General features: G+C 68.9%; 23 protein-coding genes. 16 read left to right on the top strand and 7 right to left on the bottom strand.

Features of this window, described 5'->3' with window-relative positions:
• Positions 1-191 precede the first annotated feature (191 nt).
• Genes ACIQCS_RS08505 through ACIQCS_RS08485 form a run of 5 tightly spaced genes read left to right on the top strand, consistent with a single transcriptional unit; the run spans position 192 to position 2,262 of the window.
• On the top strand, positions 192-527 hold the full coding sequence (locus tag ACIQCS_RS08505) for a metalloregulator ArsR/SmtB family transcription factor (protein ID WP_345849667.1): 336 nt from the start codon (positions 192-194) through the stop codon (positions 525-527).
• On the top strand, positions 524-895 hold the full coding sequence (locus ACIQCS_RS08500) for a DUF1428 domain-containing protein (protein WP_345849668.1): 372 nt from the start codon (positions 524-526) through the stop codon (positions 893-895). Before ACIQCS_RS08505 ends, ACIQCS_RS08500 begins: the two co-directional genes overlap by 4 nt.
• On the top strand, positions 892-1,287 hold the full coding sequence (locus ACIQCS_RS08495; protein WP_345849669.1) for a VOC family protein: 396 nt from the start codon (positions 892-894) through the stop codon (positions 1,285-1,287). Before ACIQCS_RS08500 ends, ACIQCS_RS08495 begins: the two co-directional genes overlap by 4 nt.
• The gene (locus ACIQCS_RS08490; RefSeq protein WP_345849670.1) at positions 1,284-1,730 is read left to right on the top strand and encodes an SRPBCC domain-containing protein; all 447 of its coding nucleotides are present in this window, start codon (positions 1,284-1,286) and stop codon (positions 1,728-1,730) included. Before ACIQCS_RS08495 ends, ACIQCS_RS08490 begins: the two co-directional genes overlap by 4 nt.
• Entirely contained in the window at positions 1,723-2,262 is a 540-nt protein-coding gene (locus tag ACIQCS_RS08485; protein ID WP_345849671.1) for an SRPBCC family protein, read from the top strand. Before ACIQCS_RS08490 ends, ACIQCS_RS08485 begins: the two co-directional genes overlap by 8 nt.
• A gap of 688 nt (positions 2,263-2,950) precedes the next feature.
• Here the strand turns inward: ACIQCS_RS08485 and ACIQCS_RS08480 are convergent.
• Positions 2,951-4,144 (bottom strand): acetyl-CoA C-acyltransferase, encoded by a 1,194-nt coding sequence (locus ACIQCS_RS08480; protein ID WP_345849672.1) that lies wholly within the window; start codon positions 4,142-4,144, stop codon positions 2,951-2,953.
• Positions 4,145-4,241: 97 nt separating this feature from the next.
• Between ACIQCS_RS08480 and ACIQCS_RS08475 the strand changes: the two genes are divergently transcribed.
• Positions 4,242-4,610 (top strand): DUF427 domain-containing protein, encoded by a 369-nt coding sequence (locus tag ACIQCS_RS08475; protein WP_345849673.1) that lies wholly within the window; start codon positions 4,242-4,244, stop codon positions 4,608-4,610.
• Here the strand turns inward: ACIQCS_RS08475 and ACIQCS_RS08470 are convergent.
• From ACIQCS_RS08470 to ACIQCS_RS08450, 5 genes are all read right to left on the bottom strand, one after another.
• Positions 4,600-5,376: a crotonase/enoyl-CoA hydratase family protein gene (locus tag ACIQCS_RS08470; RefSeq protein ID WP_345849674.1), complete on the bottom strand. Its 777-nt coding sequence runs from the start codon at positions 5,374-5,376 to the stop codon at positions 4,600-4,602. The genes ACIQCS_RS08475 and ACIQCS_RS08470 overlap by 11 nt on opposite strands.
• A 39-nt stretch (positions 5,377-5,415) precedes the next feature.
• Positions 5,416-6,015 (bottom strand): winged helix-turn-helix domain-containing protein, encoded by a 600-nt coding sequence (locus tag ACIQCS_RS08465; RefSeq protein WP_345849675.1) that lies wholly within the window; start codon positions 6,013-6,015, stop codon positions 5,416-5,418.
• A gap of 49 nt (positions 6,016-6,064) precedes the next feature.
• On the bottom strand, positions 6,065-6,943 hold the full coding sequence (locus ACIQCS_RS08460; protein WP_280277707.1) for a transposase: 879 nt from the start codon (positions 6,941-6,943) through the stop codon (positions 6,065-6,067).
• Positions 6,931-7,734 carry a hypothetical protein gene (locus tag ACIQCS_RS08455; RefSeq protein ID WP_401530584.1) on the bottom strand — a complete coding sequence of 268 codons (804 nt, stop codon included), beginning with the start codon at positions 7,732-7,734 and terminating at the stop codon, positions 6,931-6,933. The genes ACIQCS_RS08460 and ACIQCS_RS08455 overlap by 13 nt, the downstream gene beginning before the upstream one ends.
• 146 nt (positions 7,735-7,880) lie before the next feature.
• Complete coding sequence (locus ACIQCS_RS08450) at positions 7,881-8,042, bottom strand: hypothetical protein (protein WP_280277709.1); 162 nt, start codon at positions 8,040-8,042, stop codon at positions 7,881-7,883.
• Between the two features lie 123 nt (positions 8,043-8,165).
• Between ACIQCS_RS08450 and ACIQCS_RS08445 the strand changes: the two genes are divergently transcribed.
• Both ACIQCS_RS08445 and ACIQCS_RS08440 read left to right on the top strand, forming a co-directional pair.
• Positions 8,166-8,606, top strand: coding sequence for a PaaI family thioesterase (locus tag ACIQCS_RS08445; protein WP_345849677.1), 441 nt, complete (start codon positions 8,166-8,168; stop codon positions 8,604-8,606).
• Positions 8,603-8,977 (top strand): PaaI family thioesterase, encoded by a 375-nt coding sequence (locus ACIQCS_RS08440; protein WP_345849678.1) that lies wholly within the window; start codon positions 8,603-8,605, stop codon positions 8,975-8,977. Before ACIQCS_RS08445 ends, ACIQCS_RS08440 begins: the two co-directional genes overlap by 4 nt.
• 24 nt (positions 8,978-9,001) lie before the next feature.
• On the opposite strand, the gene ACIQCS_RS08435 is transcribed toward ACIQCS_RS08440, so the two are convergent.
• A complete protein-coding gene (locus ACIQCS_RS08435) occupies positions 9,002-10,234 on the bottom strand; it encodes a PQQ-dependent sugar dehydrogenase (protein ID WP_345849679.1) in 1,233 nt (410 codons plus the stop codon).
• Positions 10,235-10,378: 144 nt separating this feature from the next.
• On the opposite strand from ACIQCS_RS08435, the gene ACIQCS_RS08430 reads away from it, so the two are divergent.
• The 8 genes from ACIQCS_RS08430 (at position 10,379) to rbfA (ending at position 19,460) form a co-directional block, all read left to right on the top strand.
• Complete coding sequence (locus ACIQCS_RS08430) at positions 10,379-12,334, top strand: S9 family peptidase (RefSeq protein WP_345849680.1); 1,956 nt, start codon at positions 10,379-10,381, stop codon at positions 12,332-12,334.
• Positions 12,335-12,602: 268 nt separating this feature from the next.
• Positions 12,603-13,151, top strand: a complete 549-nt coding sequence (gene rimP, locus ACIQCS_RS08425; RefSeq protein ID WP_345849681.1) for a ribosome maturation protein RimP — start codon at positions 12,603-12,605, stop codon at positions 13,149-13,151.
• Entirely contained in the window at positions 13,151-14,761 is a 1,611-nt protein-coding gene (nusA, locus tag ACIQCS_RS08420; protein WP_345849682.1) for a transcription termination factor NusA, read from the top strand. Before rimP ends, nusA begins: the two co-directional genes overlap by 1 nt.
• Positions 14,761-14,988: a 4-oxalocrotonate tautomerase family protein gene (locus ACIQCS_RS08415; RefSeq protein ID WP_345849683.1), complete on the top strand. Its 228-nt coding sequence runs from the start codon at positions 14,761-14,763 to the stop codon at positions 14,986-14,988. The genes nusA and ACIQCS_RS08415 overlap by 1 nt, the downstream gene beginning before the upstream one ends.
• On the top strand, positions 14,969-15,733 hold the full coding sequence (locus tag ACIQCS_RS08410; RefSeq protein WP_345849684.1) for a DUF448 domain-containing protein: 765 nt from the start codon (positions 14,969-14,971) through the stop codon (positions 15,731-15,733). The genes ACIQCS_RS08415 and ACIQCS_RS08410 overlap by 20 nt, the downstream gene beginning before the upstream one ends.
• Positions 15,734-15,741: 8 nt before the next feature.
• The gene (gene infB, locus ACIQCS_RS08405; protein ID WP_345849685.1) at positions 15,742-18,471 is read left to right on the top strand and encodes a translation initiation factor IF-2; all 2,730 of its coding nucleotides are present in this window, start codon (positions 15,742-15,744) and stop codon (positions 18,469-18,471) included.
• Between the two features lie 162 nt (positions 18,472-18,633).
• Positions 18,634-19,059, top strand: a complete 426-nt coding sequence (locus ACIQCS_RS08400; protein ID WP_345849686.1) for a PaaI family thioesterase — start codon at positions 18,634-18,636, stop codon at positions 19,057-19,059.
• Positions 19,056-19,460, top strand: a complete 405-nt coding sequence (gene rbfA / locus ACIQCS_RS08395; protein WP_280277719.1) for a 30S ribosome-binding factor RbfA — start codon at positions 19,056-19,058, stop codon at positions 19,458-19,460. Before ACIQCS_RS08400 ends, rbfA begins: the two co-directional genes overlap by 4 nt.
• Positions 19,461-19,490 lie beyond the last annotated feature (30 nt).

Below are 19,490 nucleotides of genomic sequence, written 5' to 3'. Positions count from 1 at the left end.
GGATGACCGACTCCGCCAGGCCCCTCGTCACGCCCGAAGCCCGTGCCGCCGCGGAAGCCGCGCGCGATGCCTTCTTCGCCCGCGCGCGTGCCAACGGAATCAAGATTTCCGCGCCGGAACCCCGCGAAACCGCGGAAAAATATTCAACCGATCGGTTGACTATCCCGGCGGCGAGCGGCATATTAAACCACATGGTTGAACATCGACTCGACGCTACCTTCCACGCGCTTGCCGACCCCACGCGGCGCGGCATGCTCGCGCATCTCTCGCTGGGCGAGAAATCGATCGGCGAGCTGGCCGAGCCTTTCGCGATGTCCTTTGCCGGGGCGGCCAAGCATGTGCGGGTGCTCGAGGGCGCGGGCCTGGTCGCTCGCCGCAAGGTGGGACGCAGCTATATGTGTGCCTTGAAGCCCGATCCGCTCGCCGAGGCCGAGAAATGGCTGAAGCAATGGGAGAAATTCTGGACCGTCCGCCTCGACGCGCTCGAAGCGATCCTCGCCGCGGACCAGCGGGAGAAGCCCGAATGAGCTATGTCGATGGTTATGTGCTTGCCGTGCCGAGCGGCAATCGGGAGCGGTACCGCGCCATGGCGGCGCGCGTCGCGAAAATCTTCGTCGAGCATGGCGCGCTGCGCGTGGTCGAGAATTGGGGCGACGACGTGCCCGGCGGCGAGCGTACCGATCTGAAGCGCGCGGTGGCGCTGCGGGAAGGCGAGGCCGTCGTCTTCTCCTGGGTCGAATGGCCGTCGAAGGAGGCGCGCGATCGCGGCAACGCAGCCATTGCCGCCGATCCCAGGCTCCAGCCCGACCCGGCCGATGCCGACATCCTCGATCCCGGGCGCATGATCCATGGCGGGTTCGCCACCATTGTCGACGAAACCGGAGGCAAGGCATGATCCAGGCGACTCCCTTTCTGATGTTCCAGGGTGGCAAGGGCCAGGCGGCGCTCGATTTCTATGTCGAGACCGTGCCCGGCAGCCGCATCGAATCGGTCGAGCGTTTCGGCCCCGACGGGCCGGGCCCCGAAGGCACGATCCTGCGCGCCCATGCGGTGATCGCCGGGCAGAAGGTGATGGTGCATGACAGCTTCATCACCCATGGCTTCGATTTCACGCCGTCCTGGTCCTTCTTCCTTGACGTGGACGATCGCGCGGCGTTCGACCGGCTGTTCGCGGCCCTGTCGGACGGGGGCGGCGTGCTGATGCCGCCGGACAATTATGGCTGGAGCAGCCGCTTCGGCTGGGCGAACGACCGGTACGGCATCTCCTGGCAGGTCAATCTCGCATGAGCGCGCCGGTGATCCTCACCGTCACCCGCGCCTTCGCGGCGAGCGCGGAGCGGGTGTTCGATGCCTGGCTCGATCCGGCCCGGGCGGCGCGCTTCCTGTTCGCCACGCCCGAGGGCGAGATGCTGACCTGCGAGATCGATGCGCGCGTCGGCGGCCGGGGGCTGATCGTCGAGCGGCGGGCCGGGGGCGATGCCCGCCACCGCCTCCGCTTTGAGGCGATCGAGCGCCCACGTCGCCTCGTCTTCCTCTTCTCGGCCGATCCGGCGGAGGAGGGGGAGTGGACGCGCGTCGCGATCGAGATCGCGCCCACGCCCATGGGCTGCACCTTGACGCTCACCCATGAAATGGACCCCGCCTGGGCAAGCTATGAGGAGCCGACCCGCAAGGGCTGGACGATGATCCTCGAAAGCCTGGGCCGTATCACGGAGACGGAAAATGGCTGATACTCTCACTGCCGACACGATCACCCCGCAGATGCTCCGCTTCGAGCGCGACCTGGCCGCGCCGATCGAGACGGTGTGGCAATATCTGGTCGATCCGGAGCTGCGGGCCCGCTGGTTCATGGGCGGCCCCACCGAGCCGCAGGTGGGCGGCAAGCTCGGCCTGACCTTCAACCATCAGGACCTGTCCGACGGCGAGGCGCCCAATCCCGAACGCTACGCCCAATATGAGGGCAAGGCCTGGTCGGAGACGATCCTGCGGATCGAGCCGCCGCATTTCCTTGCCTTCACCTGGGACAATGGCGAGGCGGGGGAAGTGACGATCGAGCTGTTCGCCTTCTCGCCGGCCCGCACGCGCCTCGTCCTCACGCACAACCGCCTGCGCGGGCCCGAGGATGCGCGCAGCTTCGGCGGCGGCTGGGCGGCGCATCTCGCGGTGCTGCAGAAGCGCGTGGCCGGCGAGCATGTCGCCAGCTTCTGGGACCTGCATGCCGAGGCGGAGCAGCGCGCGGCGGAGGCGGTGGGGCTGGCCTGAGCCGCGGCGCCGCGACCACGGGACGTCCCCCGGCCTGGTGCCGGAGGGACGAGGATGGGGTAGAAGGGAAAGCCATGGAGGCTCGAACGGCCCTGCCGCGCGCCTGCCGCCGGCGCCCTTCGAGGCCGGACATGCCCGCCGCTTCCGCCGGGATGGTGCTTCCAATGTAGGATTTCGTCTGGAAGACCGGCCGCGCTCTTTCTCATGGCGAATCTTGCGACGACCGGCCGCCGGGCGCTGCCCCGGCCGGCTCCGGCCTTGGGTTGAGGACTCATATCTTCCATCGTCACCCCGGCCTTGCGCCGGGGTCCCGCTATCTCGACAGCGCAGGAAGCAGCGGGATCCCGGCGCAAGGCCGGGATGACGGTAGAAAATCAGATACTTGTTTGGGTTCTCAACCTAGGACGGATCGACATTCAGCTCTGTCTCTTCCGTTCCCGGCGGCGAGGGACGGAAGTTGAATGTCAAAGCCTCTCCCCTCCGTCATGCTGAACTCGTTTCAGCATCCAATTCTCCACCGGCGATATCGTTGGTGGCACGTTGGACCCTGAAACAAGTTCAGGGTGACGATGGAGCTTGATTCGAAGTGTTTCGGCCTGCCAAACCACCCTCTAAGCCTGAATGGCGATCCGTCCTAGGGGTTGCGACCTTCGGGACCTTTGCAGCCCATTCTGGGTAAATCCCCGATTCAAGGGATTTCGAACAGCCCCGCCGCCCCCATGCCGCCGGCGGTGCACATCGAGACGACGACATGGCGCACGCCGCGCTTGCGTCCTTCGATCAGCGCATGGCCGACGAGGCGCGATCCGCTCATCCCGAACGGATGCCCGATCGCGATGGCGCCGCCATTGACGTTGAGCCGGTCGGGGTCGATCCCCAGCGTGTCGCGGCAATAGAGGCATTGGCTGGCGAATGCCTCGTTGATCTCCCACAGGCCGATATCCTCGACCCTGAGGCCGGCGCGCTTGAGCAGCTTGGGCACCGCGAAGACCGGGCCGATCCCCATCTCGTCGGGCTCGCAGCCGGCGACCTGGAAGCCGCGATAGATGCCGAGTATCTCCTTGCCCTCGGCCTTGGCGGTCTCGCGGTCCATCAGGATCTGGGCGGCGGCGCCGTCGGAGAGCTGACTGGCATTGCCGGCGGTGACGTGCCGGCCCTGCGCGACGAACTGGCCGTCCTTCCAGACCGGCTTCAGCGTGGCGAGCACCTCGGCGGTGGTGCCGGCGCGAATGCCTTCGTCCCGGGTGACGGTGACGGTCTCGCTGCCGGTGCGGTTGCCTTCCTTGTCGAAGAGCGCCTTCGCCACCGTGATCGGCGCGATCTCCTCGGCAAAGGCGCCGTTCTCGAGGCCGGCGGCCGCGCGCTGCTGGCTGGCGGCGGCGAAGGCGTCCTGGGCCTCGCGGCTGATACCATAGCGCTCGGCGACGATCTCGGCGGTCTCGATCATCGGGATATAGGCCGCCGGCACCCGGTCGGTGACGGACTTGTTCGGATAGCGCGGCGCGTCGCGCATGGTCAGGCTGATCGATTCCATGCCGCCGGCCAGCGCGACGTCGATCTCGTCGGTCATGATCGAGCGCGCGGCGAGGGCGATGGCGGTGAGGCCCGATCCGCATTTGCGGTCGAGGCTGAAGGCGGGCACGCTGTGCGGCAGGCCGGCGGCGAACAGCGCCATCCGCGCCATGTTCGCGCCCTGCGTGCCCCATTGGTTGCCCATGCCGTAGAAGACGTCGTCGATCCGCGCCGGATCGATGCCGGCACGCGCCACTGCCGCGGTCATCACATGGGCGGCGAGCACCGGCGCCTCGGTGTCGTTGAAATAGCCGCGCCCCGCCTTGCCGATCCCGGTTCGCGCGGTCGAGACGATCACAGCTTCACGCATTGCGGCACCCTCCTGTTTTCGAAGATGCGGTATGGCTGCGCGGTGCCGCGATTGCAATGGCTCCGCACCGCCCCATATCCACGGCCGGAGGTGTGCCATGGCGAGCAGGCCGATACGGATTCCGGGGCCCGACCACCCCATCACGGTCACCCGGTCGGATGCGCATGTGGTGGTGCGCGCCGCCGGCCAGGTGATCGCCGAGACGCGCCGCGCGCTCGAACTGCGCGAGGCGAGCTACCCGCCGGTCTTCTACATCCCCCGTGCGGATGCAGACATGACCCTGCTGGTGCGGACCGAGCATGCGAGCTATTGCCCGTACAAGGGCGAGGCCGCCTATTTCTCGATCCGCGGCGGGGCCGAGAATGCAGTGTGGAGCTATGAGGCGCCCTATGCGGCGGTCGCCGAAATCGGCGATCATCTGGCCTTTTATCCGGACCGGGTGGAGGCGATCGAAGTCAATCGCTGAACGCCGGCGGGCGCTTCTGCATATTGGCCATCACGGCCTCGATCTGGTTGGGCGTGCGCAGCAGCGCGGCCTGTTCCCGGCTTTCGGCGAGCAGGGTCTCGGTGGTGCCGGCCTCGAGATTGGCGAGCCGCTTGGCGGCGCGGACGGCATGGGGGTTGCGCGCGGCAATGGCCCGGGCGAGCGCCATCGCCTCTGCATGCGGATCCTCGGCGATGCGAGTGACGAAGCCGAGCGCCGCGGCTTCCTCCGCGTCGAACTCGCGAGCGGTATAGGCGAGCTCGCGCAGCACGTCGTCGCGGACATTGCCGCGCCAGAGCGCATAGCCGGCCATGTCGGGCACGATGCCCCATTTCATCTCCATCACCGAAAGCCGCGTGCCCGGTGCGGCGATCCGCACGTCCGCGCCGCTGGCGATCTGGAGGCCGCCACCGAAAGCCACGCCGTGCATCGCGGCGATCACCGGCATGGGCAGGGCGCGCCAGCCCCAGGCGACTTGCTGGAAGTCGTTGGCCGGGCCGTGCGTGCGCCGGGCCAGGTCGATGCCCGATCCGCCTGCCGCCATGCTGGCCATGTCCAGCCCCGCGCAGAAGCCGCGCCCCTCGCCCGAGAGCACGACGGCGCGGATGCCGGCCTCTCCCTCCAGCCGGGCGATCGCCGCGATGATCGCCGCGAACATCGCCGGATCGAGCGCGTTGAGCTTGTCGGGCCGGGCCAGCCGCACGTCGGCGACGCCATCCTCGATCTCGATCCTGACCCGCTCTGCCATGCCTGCTCTCCTTTGCCTTGCGGACAGAATAGCGCGCAATCAGGCCACGCAAAGCCGATAGCCGCGTCCCTTGTCGGTGCGCAGCATCGGCACGGCGAAACCCCGGTCGAGCTTGGCGCGCAGGCGCGAGACATGCACCTCGACGACATTGGTGCCGGGATCGAAGCCGAGGCCCCAGACCGCCGCCAGCAGCTCGGAGCGCCCCGCCGGGCGGTCGCCCTGGCGGACCAGATGGAGGAGCAGGGCATATTCGCGGGGGAGCAGCGATATCGGCCGGCCGGCGCGGGTCACGCGGCGCTCGACCGGGTCGATGCGAAGCTCGCCGAGCACGATCTCGGGCCGCCGCCGGATCCGCGCGGCAAGGCGGGCGGCCACTTCCTCGGCGGTGGCGGATGCGGGCATCGCATCGTCGGCGCCGGCATCGAGCGCATGGGCCACGCTGCCTTCGCTCGGCAGCAGCAGCAGGAGCGGCTCCTGCCAGCCCAGTGCGCGGATCCGCGCCACGCTCTCGCCGGTGCCCGCGAACAGGCCCGCGGCCGCCTTCACGCCCGGCGCATAGGGGACAAGCCCCAGTCCGCGCGCCGCAGTGGCTCGGGCAAGGTCAGGGAGTTCGACTGTACAGGCGACACGTACGGTCACGGCACCGAAGCTAGCGGCGATGGCACCAATTCGGCGGCAACCATGTCCGTTACGGAGCTAGTCTCGCCCGGGCATGGCCGGCGACGAAGCGGTCGGGATCGTCCGTCGCGCGGGAGAGCAGCATCGGTGCCTCGTCGGGCAGCGCCGAGACCAGCGCGTCGAGCGCGGTCACTCGCATCCGCGCGCAGGGATGGTGGCGGGCGAAGCGCTCGGCGAGGTCGAGCCCGTTGCCGACATGCACCGCGACGGCGACCAGAGCTTCCGCGGCCGTCACCGTCAGCCCCTCGGCGATCGTGCCGCGCCCGATGTCGAAGCGATACTGGTCGAGCCAGGGCTGGGCGGGATCGGCGCCGAGGATGTTGAGCGAGACCGACATGCTGTCCGGCGGCAGCTGGACGTGCACGTCGCGCCGCATCCGGTAGAGCATCAGCCGGCCCGGTTCGAGCCGGGCACGTTCGACGAAGCGCAGCCCAGCCTGCTCGCCGGGCAGGCCCGTGAGCGGCGCCGCGTCATATTCGTAATAGTCGCTCCAATAGCCCGGGCCGAGATAGCCATAGGTAAGAAAAGGGAAATTATGGTCGTGCGGCAGGTCGTAGAAGAACGCCGCCGGCCCGCTGCGGCGCGTGGCCGAATCGGCGCGGGCCGGCCAGAAATTGGCGCGCAGCACATAGCGGCCATTGGGCGGGCGCAGCAGGAAGACCTGGGCGCCATAGCCATTGCCGGCATGCTGGGCGGCACAGCGCGTCTTGAGCTCGGCGATCGCGAGGTCGGCGAGGAAATCGCGGTTGCGCCCCAGCCGGGCGAGCAATGGCCCCCAGCTCGCGAACGCGTCCTCGTCGCGTGCATCGACGGGATAGGCATCGAGCGTCTCGACCAGCTCGACCAGCTCGATCGCGCCGCCCAGGCCCGGATCGATCAGGCGCGGCATGCTGCCCCCAGCCGTGGACGCACCACCGCGAGCGTTCGCGCGGCCGCCTCGCGTATCTCTATGTGCGGGTCGCCTGCCGCCATGGCTTCGAGCCGGGGCAGGGCGGCGCGGGCATCGAGCGCCAGCCACTCGCGCATCGCCGCCCAGCGCAGATGAAAGGCCGGATCGCGGCTCGCCGTATCGAATTGCGGAGCCGCATCGGCCCGTCCGGCAAGGCGGAGAAAGGCGAGCAGCATCTCGGCGCGCGAGGCACGGTCGTCCCCGCTCGCGACGCGGAGCAGCTTGCCGTCGCCGATCGCGTGCTCGCGCATCAGCGGCGCGGCGCCCGCCCGGATCGTCGCCACCAGCGTGACCACGTCGCCGCCGGCATCGGCGAGCAGCTGGGCTTCGCGGCGCCCATCGATTGCGTGGACGACACCATCGGCGAGCCGCAGCGGGGCCATTTCCGTGCAAGGTGGCGCCTCGGCGGCGCGGAAGCCCGGCCCGGCGGGCGTGGTCCGCCAGCGCCGCAGCGTCGCCCCGCCGGCGCGGACGAACCGCGTCACGGCGAGGCGGCCGGAAAAGGTGCAGCTGGCCGGCGGCGGCCGCCGGCGCATCGCGGCCGCGCCGGTCACGCAGGCGGAGATCGCCACCGCGGGACAATCGAACAGCACGGCGCCGACGCGAAGGCCGTCGCGGCTGGCCTTGAACGGCGGCTCGAACAGAGGATCGGCAGCGAGCGCATCGATCAGCGGCTGGAGCAGGGCCCCGGCCCAGCTGCCGTCGCCGAGCAGCTTCGTTGCACGGTGCATCGCCTCCTCGGCATCGTTCGTGGCGCAATCGGCGAATAGCGCTTCGAGTGCGCGATGAGCCTCGCCACGCCGCCATTTCCGGATCGCGCCCCGCCCGGCCTCTCGCGCGGCGATGAGTGCCGCGCGCGTTCCGGCGTCCATCCCGTTCATGCGAAGTCGGGCGCGATCTCGTAGATCAGGATCGCGATGCCGACGATCAGCTCGAACAGATCGTCGACATCGTTCAGGACCGTGCGCAGCGTTCCGTGCATCGCCACGCTGGTGCCCAGTTCCGGGATCTCGCCCAGATCGATCTTCAGCAATCCCATGCCTCCCTCCCTCTCGAAGGTTCCCCGATGGCGTCACGGTAGGGCGGGACGGGAATGGTGCATCTTACAACGATGTAATTGCCGCCATTTGCGTGCTTTCCTCCACCGCGCTAGGGGGCGGCGATGCGCCAACCGGCCCCTTCCGCCTTCGACCCGCTGCGCTTCTTCGAGCTGCGATACGCCAGCCACGGCACCCGGCTGGGCATCGGCTATCGCACGCACGGGCCCGACTGGGCGGAGCTCGAGCTGCCCTATCGCGAGGACATGATCGGCGATCCGGCCTCGGGCGTGCTCGCTTCCGGCCCGATCCTGGCGCTGATGGACATGGCCACCGCCGTCTCGGTCTGGCTGCGCGCCGGCGCCTTCGTGCCGCAGGCGACGCTCGACCTCAGGATCGACTATCTGCGCCCCGCGGCGCCGGGGCGCACGGTGATCGGCCGCGGCGAATGCTATCGGCTGACGCGCTCGATCGCCTTTGTGCGCGGCCAGGCGCATGACGGCGATCCCGACGATCCGATCGCCCATGTCGCCGGCACCTTCATGGCGACGGAGCGCTACCGGTGATCCTGCCTCCCTATGCAGAGCTGCTCGGCCTGACGGTCGAGCCCGGCGCGCAGGCGCCGGTGCTGGTGATGCCCTTTGGCGACGGCGTGCTCGGCCGTCCCGGCTTTCTGCACGGCGGCGCGATCGGCGGCCTGCTCGAAATGGCGGCGGTGGGCGCGCTCTGGCAGGCGCTCGGCACCGACGAGACTCAGGTCAAGCCGATCAACCTGACGGTGGACTATATGCGCGGCGGCCGCGACAAGCCGACCCGGGCCCGTGGCGCGGTGACCCGGCTCGGCACCCGCGTCGCCAATGTCGAGGCGATCGCCTGGCAGGACGAGCCGGACCGGCCGATCGCGGCGGCGCGGATGAACTATCTGATCCTCCGCTAGGGGCCGCGGCGCGCGCCGGGCGCGTCACTTGGGCGTCAGCCGGAACAGCCGCCCATTGGCCGTGCCGGCGTCCTCGAGCAGCCACACCGCGCCGTCCGGCCCCTGCGCCACGTCGCGGATGCGCATGCCCAGGTCCCATTGGTCGGCCTTGCTCGCCTTGTCGCCGTCCAGCGCGACGCGGATCAGCGCGCGGCCCGACAGCGCGCCGATCAGCAGCGAGCCCTTCCATTTCGGGAACATGCCGCCCGAATAATAGATCATCCCGCCCGGCGAGATCGACGGGTTCCAATAGACCGCCGGCGCCTCGAAGCCGTCGCCGGGGGCATGACGGGGGATCGGCGTGCCGTCGTAATTGTCGCCGTTCGAGACCAGCGGCCAGCCATAGTTCCGGCCCCTGCGGATCAGGTTGACCTCGTCGCCGCCCTTGGGCCCCATCTCGTTCTCCCAGAGCCGGCCGCTCGCGTCGAACACCAGCCCATAGGGATTGCGATGGCCGAGGGTCCAGGTCTCGGCGGGGGCGAGGTTGGGGCCGTCCACTGCCTGGGTGCGGCCCGGCGCGGCCCTGGCGAGCTCGGTGTTCCGGGGCGGATCGGTGACGGTCACGGTTGCCGTGCCGGTCTTGCCCGCCCAGGGATTGCCGGGCGCCGGCTTGCCGTCCAGCGTCAGGTGCAGGATCTTGCCGAGCGCCTGGTTCGGGTCCTGGGCCGGGGTGAAGCGCTGGCGCTCTCCGGACGTCAGGAACAGCGACTTGCCGTCGGGCGCGAAGGCGATGACCGCGCCGAACTGGCCGCCCTTGCCGTCCGCTCCCGCGCGCCACAGCACCTGCGGATCGGTGAGCGCCGGCGTCGCGCCGTCGACGAAGGTCGCGCGGGCCATCGCCAGGCTGGACCCCTGGGGCCGCGGCTCGGCATAGGTGTAGTAGACTTGCCGGCTCTTCGCGAAATCGGGCGCGGGGATCACGTCGAGCAGCCCGCCCTGGCCCTGGAAGGCCACGTCGACATTGGCGATCACCTGCCGCTGCCGGCCGTCCGCCGAGACCAGCAGGATCCTGCCCGCCTTCTCGGTCACCAGCATGCGCCCGTCGGGCAGGAAGGCCATGGCCCAGGGCGCGTCGAACGCGGCGACCTGGGCCATGGTGAAGGGCGGTTCGCCGTTCGCGGCGGCAGGTTCCGCCTGCCGCGCCGAGAGGCCCGAGCCCGCATTGCAGGCGGCGAGCAATGCCAGCGCGGGCAGCGCCAGGCGAAGACTGTTCTGCATCGGATCGATCCCTCTCTTCCGTTGTCGCGGCGCCAACGCTTCGAAAACCGTAGCGGCTCCGGGCGTGGCCTCCGGTGCCAATTCTGCTTGCATCCCGGGCGCCTGCCAAGTGAAGCTGGCACGGGGAAGGCAGAAGGGGGAAGCATGCGGGACAAGCTCTTGCGGGGGATGGCGCTCGCCTGTGCGATGGCGCTCGCCGGCATCGCGACGGGGACGGCGGGGATGGTGGCTCCCGATCCCGATCCCGATCCCGCCGTGCCGACCGCCGCCGATTTCGGGGCGCTGCCGGCGATCGGCGCGCCGGTGATCGCGCCCGACGGGAAGCTCATCGCCGCCAAGGGGCTGATCAAGGGCAAGGCGGTGGCGCTGATCTTCGACACGGCCATCGCGGGGCGCAAGGTCCGGCCGATTCCGATTCCCGACAAGCATCGCATCGAATGGATCCGCTGGGCGGGCAGCCGGCGCGTCCTCGTCAGCCTGAGCACGATGGCGAACGTGCTCGGCGAAGACAGCCGCATGACCCGGATCGTGCTGCTCGACCTCGATACCGGCAAGCAGAGCTTCGTCGGCCCGCGCGAGCAGGGGGTGGACGGCGACAATGTCGTCCATGTCGATCGGGACGGGCAGTATCTGCTGCTCAACACCCAGCCGAGCATCTATGAATGGCCATCGGTCTATCGGGTCGATCTCGGCACCGGCAAGTCGACCAAGATCGTCAGCGCGCGCGAGGATGTGTGGGACTGGTATGCCGATTCGGACGGCGTGGTGCGGGTCGGCATGGGCACGCGCGACGGGCGCTACTGGACCTATTATCGCGACAGGGACGGCGAGGACTTCCGGCGCAGCCAGCGCCGCGACATCGGCACCGGCGCCGGCGACACCCGGATCGACAGCTTCACCCTGGCACCCGGCAGTGCCCAGGGCTATGCGGTGGCGGCGGGCGAGAGCGGTCGTTTCGGCCTGTATCGCTATGATTTCGGCAAGGAAGCGCTGGGCGAGCGGATCTACGAGAATCCGCAGGTCGACATCGACGATTTCGACCTCGGCCTGGACGGCAAGGTGCGCGGCGTCTTCTATGACGAGGAGCGCCCCGGGGTCACCTGGTTCGACCCCGAGATGCAGGGGCTCCAGGCCAGGCTCGACCGCGCGGTGCCCGGCCATCTCAACCGCGTCGTCTCGTCGAGCCGCGACAAGATGCAGCTGCTGATCTGGAGCGCCTCGTCCGACGATCCCGGCGCCTATTACGTCTATGATCGCCGGACCCGGCACATGGACGCGTTCGCCGCGCCCTATGAGAGCCTGGTCGGGAAGCGGCTCGCCGCGATGGAGCCGGTCCGCTACCGGGCGCGCGACGGGCTCGAGCTGCGCGCCTATCTGACGATGCCGCCGGGCCGCGGCGACAAGAACCTGCCGATGGTCGTCATGCCGCATGGCGGCCCCTTCGCGCGCGACAGCTGGGGCTATGACGCCTGGGCCCAGTTCCTGGCGAGCAAGGGCTATGTGGTGCTCCAGCCCAATTTCCGCGGCTCGACCGGCTTCGGCCGCGATTTCGTCGCCAAGGGCATCGGCCAATGGGGCCGCGGCATGCAGGACGATATCGACGACGGCGTGAAATGGCTGGCCGCCAAGGGCGTGGTCGATCCCAGGCGCGTCTGCATCATGGGTGCGTCGTTCGGCGGCTATGCGGCGATGTGGGCGGCGGTGCGCAATCCCGAGACCTATCGTTGCGCGATCAGCTTCGCCGGGGTCTCCGACGTCGCCTCGATGCTGCGCTACGACAGCCGCACGATGGCGGCGACTCGTTATTTTCGCGACTGGCGCACCCGGGTGCAGGGCGACAGGCATTTCGAGCTCGATACCGTCTCGCCCCTGAAGCAGGTCGAGCGGATGCGCGTGCCGATCCTGCTCGCGCATGGCGAGGACGACGACAATGTGCCGCTCTACCAGTCGCGCCGCCTGCACGAGGCGCTGCAGAAGCTGGGGCGGGCGCATGAATATGTCGTCTATCCCAAGGAAGGGCACGGCTTCGCCGACCCGGTGCATTCGACCGACTTCCTGACGCGAGTGGGCAGGTTCCTCGACGCGCACAATCCCAGTTGAGGGCTGGCCCAGTTGAGGGCTGGCCCAGTGGGCCGGCCCGGTTGGGGAGCGGCCCGGTTTAGGGTTGGCCGATCTACCCGGACGGCGCGGCAAAGTTTACGAACCATGGGCCATGCGGGGCGGGCCTCGCGCTCGAATCCGATTGCTCTTGCCGCCGCTGCGCCGAGTGCGTATATCGCCTGTGCTTTCTCGACATCGTCAAACATGCCGAGGTCGGGGCCCGCAGGGCTCCGGCGCCGAAGCTGCTTGACCAATTCCGGAGTGCCGCGTGGCGAATATTGCCGACCTCACCAAGCTGATCGAACCCGAAGCAAAGGCGCTCGGGCTCGCGCTGGTGCGCGTCAAGATGTTCGGCGGGACCAGCGACCCGACGCTGCAGGTGATGGCCGAGCGCCCCGACACCCGCCAGCTCACCATCGACGATTGCGCCGACCTGTCGCGCCGCATCTCGGATGTGTTCGACGCGCTGGAGGAGCAGGGCAAGGATCCGTTCGATTACGCCTATCGCCTGGAAGTCAGCTCGCCCGGCATCGACCGCCCGCTGACCCGCGCGCAGGATTTCGAGGACTGGAAGGGCCATGAGGCGCGCCTCAACCTGGTCGAGCCGCTCGAGGACGGGCGCAAGCAGCTCACCGGCGACCTGATCGGCGCCGAGGGTGACATGATCTCGATCGACGTCCGCAAGTACAAAATGGTCAGCGTGCCGTTCGGCGCCATCGCCGATGCCAAGCTGCTGATGACCGACAAGCTCATTGCCGCAACCGTGCCGCTCTCTGTCGAGGGCGCCGAAGAATACGAAGCAGAGGAAGACAACTGATGGCCACCGCCATTTCCGCCAACAAGGCCGAGCTGCTTGCCATCGCCGATTCGGTCGCGAAGGAAAAGCTGATCGACAAGGCCATCGTCATCGAGGCGATGGAAGACGCGATCCAGCGCGCCGCGAAGAACCGCTACGGCGTGGAGAACGACATCCGCGCGAAGCTCGACCCGAACACCGGCGACCTGCGCCTGTGGCGCGTCGTCGAGGTGGTCGAGCTGGTGGACGACTATTTCAAGCAGGTCGACGTCAACCAGGCGCAGAAGCTGCAGAAGGGCGCCGTGATCGGCGACTATATCGTCGATCCGCTGCCCCCGATCGAGTTCGGCCGCATCCAGGCCCAGGCCTCGAAGCAGATCATCTTCCAGAAGGTCCGCGACGCCGAGCGCGAGCGCCAGTATGAAGAGTTCAAGGACCGCCAGAACGAGATCATCACCGGCGTGGTGAAGCGCGTCGAGTTCGGTCACGTCGTGGTCGATCTGGGCCGCGCCGAGGGCGTGATCCGCCGCGACCAGCAGATCCCGCGCGAAGTGGTTCGCGTCGGCGACCGCGTCCGTTCGATCATCCTCAACGTCCGCCGCGAGAACCGTGGCCCGCAGATCTTCCTGAGCCGCGCGCACCCCGAGTTCATGAAGAAGCTGTTCGCGCAGGAAGTGCCCGAGATCTACGACGGCATCATCGAGATCAAGGCCGCCGCCCGCGATCCGGGCTCGCGCGCCAAGATCGGCGTGATCAGCCACGACAGCTCGATCGATCCGGTCGGCGCCTGCGTCGGCATGAAGGGCTCGCGCGTCCAGGCCGTCGTGCAGGAGATGCAGGGCGAGAAGATCGACATCATCCCCTGGTCGCCCGACACCGCGACCTTCGTCGTCAACGCGCTGCAGCCGGCCAATGTCAGCCGCGTCGTGATCGACGAGGAAGAGGACCGCATCGAAGTCGTCGTCCCCGACGATCAGCTCAGCCTCGCCATCGGCCGCCGCGGCCAGAATGTGCGCCTGGCCTCGCAGCTGACCGCCAAGGCGATCGACATCCTCACCGAGACCGACGCCAGCGAGAAGCGCCAGGCCGAGTTCGTCGCGAACAGCGAGATGTTCCAGAACGAGCTCGACGTCGACGAGACGCTGGCCCAGCTGCTGGTTGCCGAAGGCTTCAGCAGCCTGGAAGAAGTCGCCTATGTCGAGCTCGACGAGATCGCTTCGATCGAGGGCTTCGACGAGGAGCTCGGCCAGGAGCTGCAGAGCCGAGCGCAGGAAGCGCTGGAGCGCCGCGAGGAAGCCAACCGCGCCGAGCGCCGTGCGCTGGGCGTCGAGGACGATCTCGCCACCATGCCGTACATGACCGAGGCGATGCTGGTCACGCTGGGCAAGGCGGGCATCAAGACGCTCGACGATCTGGCGGACCTCGCCACCGACGAGCTGGTGCAGAAGAAGCGCGCCGAGCCGCGCCGCCGCAACGAGGACGCGCCGAAGCGCGAGGCCGACAAGGGCGGGATCCTCGCCGAGTACGGGCTCAGCGACGAGCAGGGCAACGAGATCATCATGGCGGCGCGCGCGCACTGGTTCGCCGAGGACGATGCCGCGGCGGTCGCGCCGGCGGAGGACGAGGCCTGATGCCCTTCATCGACATCCGCTTGGCCGGCCCGGCCACTCGCGAGCAGAAGGCTGGCATCGTCGCCGATGTCACGGCCTCCATGGTCGCGCGCCTGGGCAAGCCGGCGGGTGCCGTGCAGGTCAACATCACCGAGCTGAGCTTGGAGAATTACGGCGCGGGCGGGCGGCTGATCGCCGACCGCGACGCGCCGGTGCAGGGAGACGCGCATGCGGAACCCTCACAATGACACGGCACGGCTAACTGCCAAGGCGACCACTCCTTCCGCGGCGCGGGAGGGGAGCGATCCCGTGCGCACCTGCATATTGTCGCGGGAGGAGGCTCCGCGCGACGGGCTGATCCGACTCGCGCTCTCGCCCGATGGCGAAGTGCTGCCCGATGTCCGCGCCAAGGCGCCGGGCCGCGGCGCCTGGATCGGCGTGACCCGCGCGGAACTCGAAGCTTCGGGCAAGAAGCTGAAGGGCGTGCTCGCCCGCGCCTTCAAGGGCGCCGAGCTGCGCATTCCCGAGGATCTGGGCGCGCGGATCGAGGAGCAGCTCCGGCGCAACGCGCTCGACCGGCTGGGCCTGGAGTTCAAGGCCGGGCATGTCGCGATCGGCGGCGACCGCATCCAGGAAGCCGCGCGTGGCGGCAGGCTCCACCTGCTGCTCCATGCCGGCGATGCCGGCGAGGACGGCGCGCGCAAGCTCGCCCAGGCCTGGCGCGTGGGCAGCGATCGCGAAGGCAGCGGCCTGCAGGGCTTAACATTGCCGATCCCGCGCACCATATTGTCCTTGGCGCTTGGCCGCGAAAATGTGGTACATGCGGGCCTGACCGACGCCAAAGCGGCTGCGCGGACGAGCGAAGCGCTCGATCGGTGGCTGCGCTTTATCGGATCCGATTCCACCCCTCGCCCTTGCGAAACCGCTTCGCAAGGCGCATCGGCGCTTCCGTCGGAAGCGTCCGAAGACGAACGACAGACTGAAGGACTTTAGGCAGGCGCATGAGCGACACCGATAACGATAAGCCGAAACTGGGCATGCGCGCACCGCTGGGGCTGAAGCGCACGGTCGAGACGGGCAAGGTGAAGCAGAGCTTCAGCCATGGCCGCTCGAACACCGTGGTCGTGGAAGTGAAGCGCCGCCGTGTCCTGGGCCCGCACGGCACTCCGCAGGACGAGGCGCAGGCCGCGCCCGAGCCCGTCGCCGCGCCCGCTGCGCCGCCGGCACCGCCCGCGCCGCCGCGCCCCGTTGCGCCCCCGCCGCGCCCGTCGAACGAGACGGCGCAGGAGCGCCAGGCCCGAATGCTGCGCGAGGCGGAAGACCAGCGCATGCAGGCGAACGAGGAAGCACGCCGCCGCGAGGAGCGCGAGCGCGCCGAGGCTGCCGAAGCCGAGGCCCGCCGCATCGAGGAAAAGGCCCGGGCCGAGGCGGAAGCCGCCAAGGCGCCGCCGGCCCCCGAGCCCAAGGTCGAGAAGGCCGTCGAGGCCGCTCCGGCCCCCGTCGCCGCGCCGGCGCCGACCCCGGCCCCGGCCCCCAAGCCCGCGCCCGCGCCGACGCCGGCGCCGCCCCCGGCTCCGGTCGCGCTGCAGCTCGATCCGAGCCGTCCGGCCCCGCGCCTGTTCACCCCGGTGCAGCGCCCCGAGATTCCCAAGCCGCAGCCCAAGCCCGAGCCGAAGCCCGAGGCTGCCGCTCCGGCGCCGACCCAGGCCGCGCGCCCGGCCGGCGGCGGCAATAATGCGCCCGCATCGCGCCCCGCCCCCACGGGCGGCGCGCCGGTGCGCCGCGGCCCCGAGCCCGCGCGTCCGCAGCAGCGCGACCGCAAGGGCGACGATCGCCGCCAGTCGGGCAAGCTCACCGTCAATCGCGCCCTGGGCGGCGAGGACGGCGCCCGTGCCCGCTCGCTCGCCGCGCTGAAGCGCGCCCGCGAGAAGGAGCATCGTCGTTCCTATGGCGGTTCGTCGGCGCCGCGCGAGAAGCAGGTCCGCGACGTGGTCGTCCCCGAGGCGATTACCGTGCAGGAGCTCGCCAACCGGATGGCCGAAAAGGGGGCCGACCTAGTGAAGGCGCTGTTCAAGATGGGCATGCCGGTCACCGTCAACCAGACGATCGACCAGGACACCGCCGAGCTGCTCGTCACCGAATTCGGCCACAACCTGCAGCGCGTCAGCGAGAGCGACGTCGATCTGGACGTGTCCGAGGCCGATGCCGAGGACACGCTGCAGCCGCGCGCGCCGGTGGTGACGATCATGGGTCACGTCGATCACGGCAAGACTTCGCTGCTCGACGCCCTGCGCGGCACCGACGTGGTGAAGGGCGAGGCCGGCGGCATCACCCAGCATATGGGCGCCTATCAGGTCACGCTGAAGGACAAGTCGAAGATCACTTTCCTCGACACGCCGGGCCATGAGGCGTTCACGCAGATGCGCGCTCGCGGTGCCGACATCACCGACATCGTCGTGCTGGTGGTCGCTGCGAACGACGGGCTGATGCCGCAGACGATCGAGGCGATCAACCACACCAAGGCGGCCGGCGTGCCGATGATCGTGGCGATCAACAAGGTCGACCTCGACAGCGCCAATCCGCAGCGCGTGCGCGAGCGCCTGCTCGAGCATGAAGTGATCGTCGAGGAAATGGGCGGCGAGACGCAGGACGTCGAAGTCTCCGCGCTCAAGAAGATCGGCCTCGACGACCTGATCGCCAAGATCCAGATCCAGGCCGAACTGCTCGACCTCAAGGCCAATCCGGACCGCGAGGCCGAGGGCACCGTGATCGAGGCCAAGCTCGACAAGGGCCGCGGCCCGGTCGCCACCGTCCTGGTCAATCGTGGTACCCTGAAGGTCGGCGACGTCTTCGTGGTCGGCGCCGAGAGCGGCAAGGTCCGCGCGCTGGTCAACGACAAGGGCCAGCAGGTCAAGGAAGCCGGCCCGTCGGTTCCGGTCGAGATCCTGGGGCTCTCCGGCGTGCCGATGGCGGGCGATCCGCTCCAGGTCGTCGAGAACGAGGCGCGCGCGCGCGAAGTCGCCGAATATCGCCAGGGCGTCGCGCTCCAGAAGCGGACCACCCAGGCGCCGGCCAGCCTCGAGAGCATGTTCTCGGCGCTCAAGGAAAAGCAGGCGATGGAATATCCGCTGGTCGTCAAGGCGGATACCCAGGGCACGGTCGAGGCGATCGTCGCGGCGATCAACAAGATCAGCACCGACGACATCAAGGCCCGCGTTCTCCATGCCGGCGTGGGCGGCATCACCGAAAGCGACGTGACGCTCGCCGGCGCCGCCGGTGCGCCGATCATCGGCTTCAACGTCCGCCCGAACGCCAAGGCGCGCGAGATCGCCGAGCGCAACAAGGTCGCGTTCAAATATTATGACGTGATCTACGACCTGACCGACGAGATCCGCGCGGGCATGGCCGGCCAGCTTGGTCCGGAAGCCTTCGAAACCGTCGTCGGCCGCGCCGAGATCAAGGAAGTCTTCTCGGCGGGCAAGCACGGGAAGGCCGCCGGTCTGCTCGTTACCGAAGGCGCGATCCGCAAGGCGCTCAAGGCGCGCATCACCCGGGACGATGTCATCATCTACCAGGGCGAGATCGCCTCGCTGCGCAGGTTCAAGGACGATGTGGCCGAAGTGCGCGCGGGCCTGGAATGCGGCGTGACGTTCAGCCAGAACTTCACCGACATCAAGGCGGGCGACTATCTCGAGACCTTCGAAGTCGAGATGCGCGAGCGCACGCTGTAAGAATCTCCCTCTCCCCTTGTGGGAGAGGGAAGGGGCCCGCGCCGAAGGCGTGGGAAGGGTGAGGGGGACTTGATCCTCACCCCATTCCCCCTCACCCTTCCGCCGACTTCGTCGGCTCCCTCCCTCTCCCACAAGGGGAGAGGGAGAAGAGGTGGAGAATAGATGGCTTCGATCTTCGACGATTTCCCGTCGCCTTCCTCCGCCCGGCTGCTCGGCTGGGAGATGAAGGGGTTCGACGCGGCGGCGTGGACGATCGAGATCGGCTTCGCGATCGACGGCCGGTTCCTCAATCCGGCGGGCACGGTGCAGGGTGGGTTCCTGGCAGCGATGCTCGACGACACGCAGGGCCCCTGCCTGTTCGCGGCGAGCGAGGGGCGGGTCTATGCGCCGACGATCGATTTCCATGTGGTGTGCCTCAAGCCCGCCCGGCCCGGCCGCTTCACGGGGAAGGGGCGCGTGGTGAGCCTGGGCAAGACGATCGCGGTCACCGAGGCCGAATTGTTCGACGAAGGCGGCAACATGGTCGCCCGCGGCACCTTCACGGGCCGCGTGATGGAAGGCGCGATGGCGCGCCGGGGTGAGAAATGAAGACGCAGACCACCACCGAAGAGCGTTCCGTCCGCCTGCTGCGCGTCGGCGAGCAGGTGCGCCATGTGCTGAGCGAGATCCTGCAGCGCGGCGAGGTGCACGACGAGACGCTGGCCAGCCACATGGTCTCGATCACCGAAGTGCGGATGTCGCCCGATCTGCGCCATGCCACCGTGTTCGTGAAGCCGCTGCTCGGCAAGGACGAGGAAGTGGTGATCAAGGCGCTGCGCACCAACACCGCCTATCTCCAGCGCGAGGTCGCGCACAGGGTGAAGATGAAATATGCGGCCAGGCTCAAGTTCCTGGCGGACGAGAGCTTCGACGAGGGCAGCCATATCGACAAGCTGCTGCGCGATCCCAAGGTGGCGCGCGACCTGGGCGAGGATGGTGAGGGCGATTGACTCCCGCGCCGGTAAGACGCATCTTACCGC

It is taken from the genome of Sphingomonas sp. NPDC092440 (genome assembly GCF_044754985.1).
Taxonomy (GTDB): Bacteria; Pseudomonadota; Alphaproteobacteria; order Sphingomonadales; family Sphingomonadaceae; genus Sphingomonas.
Note: the sequence above shows the minus strand (reverse complement) of the source record. Positions and strands in the feature narration are given on the sequence as shown.

What these genes read in the sequence shown, in the direction of transcription:
- ACIQCS_RS08475 (WP_345849673.1), top strand. Translation starts at nt 4,242, where the DNA reads ATGGCGAGCAGGCCGATACGGATTCCGGGGCCCGACCACCCCATCACG.
- ACIQCS_RS08450 (WP_280277709.1), bottom strand. Translation starts at nt 8,042, where the DNA reads ATGGGATTGCTGAAGATCGATCTGGGCGAGATCCCGGAACTGGGCACC.
- ACIQCS_RS08480 (WP_345849672.1), bottom strand. Translation starts at nt 4,144, where the DNA reads ATGCGTGAAGCTGTGATCGTCTCGACCGCGCGAACCGGGATCGGCAAG.
- ACIQCS_RS08455 (WP_401530584.1), bottom strand. Translation starts at nt 7,734, where the DNA reads ATGCACCGTGCAACGAAGCTGCTCGGCGACGGCAGCTGGGCCGGGGCC.
- ACIQCS_RS08495 (WP_345849669.1), top strand. Translation starts at nt 892, where the DNA reads ATGATCCAGGCGACTCCCTTTCTGATGTTCCAGGGTGGCAAGGGCCAG.
- ACIQCS_RS08430 (WP_345849680.1), top strand. Translation starts at nt 10,379, where the DNA reads ATGCGGGACAAGCTCTTGCGGGGGATGGCGCTCGCCTGTGCGATGGCG.
- ACIQCS_RS08485 (WP_345849671.1), top strand. Translation starts at nt 1,723, where the DNA reads ATGGCTGATACTCTCACTGCCGACACGATCACCCCGCAGATGCTCCGC.
- ACIQCS_RS08505 (WP_345849667.1), top strand. Translation starts at nt 192, where the DNA reads ATGGTTGAACATCGACTCGACGCTACCTTCCACGCGCTTGCCGACCCC.
- ACIQCS_RS08470 (WP_345849674.1), bottom strand. Translation starts at nt 5,376, where the DNA reads ATGGCAGAGCGGGTCAGGATCGAGATCGAGGATGGCGTCGCCGACGTG.
- infB (WP_345849685.1), top strand. Translation starts at nt 15,742, where the DNA reads ATGAGCGACACCGATAACGATAAGCCGAAACTGGGCATGCGCGCACCG.
- ACIQCS_RS08445 (WP_345849677.1), top strand. Translation starts at nt 8,166, where the DNA reads ATGCGCCAACCGGCCCCTTCCGCCTTCGACCCGCTGCGCTTCTTCGAG.
- ACIQCS_RS08410 (WP_345849684.1), top strand. Translation starts at nt 14,969, where the DNA reads ATGCGGAACCCTCACAATGACACGGCACGGCTAACTGCCAAGGCGACC.
- ACIQCS_RS08400 (WP_345849686.1), top strand. Translation starts at nt 18,634, where the DNA reads ATGGCTTCGATCTTCGACGATTTCCCGTCGCCTTCCTCCGCCCGGCTG.
- ACIQCS_RS08500 (WP_345849668.1), top strand. Translation starts at nt 524, where the DNA reads ATGAGCTATGTCGATGGTTATGTGCTTGCCGTGCCGAGCGGCAATCGG.
- ACIQCS_RS08435 (WP_345849679.1), bottom strand. Translation starts at nt 10,234, where the DNA reads ATGCAGAACAGTCTTCGCCTGGCGCTGCCCGCGCTGGCATTGCTCGCC.
- ACIQCS_RS08490 (WP_345849670.1), top strand. Translation starts at nt 1,284, where the DNA reads ATGAGCGCGCCGGTGATCCTCACCGTCACCCGCGCCTTCGCGGCGAGC.
- ACIQCS_RS08460 (WP_280277707.1), bottom strand. Translation starts at nt 6,943, where the DNA reads ATGCCGCGCCTGATCGATCCGGGCCTGGGCGGCGCGATCGAGCTGGTC.
- nusA (WP_345849682.1), top strand. Translation starts at nt 13,151, where the DNA reads ATGGCCACCGCCATTTCCGCCAACAAGGCCGAGCTGCTTGCCATCGCC.
- rbfA (WP_280277719.1), top strand. Translation starts at nt 19,056, where the DNA reads ATGAAGACGCAGACCACCACCGAAGAGCGTTCCGTCCGCCTGCTGCGC.
- ACIQCS_RS08415 (WP_345849683.1), top strand. Translation starts at nt 14,761, where the DNA reads ATGCCCTTCATCGACATCCGCTTGGCCGGCCCGGCCACTCGCGAGCAG.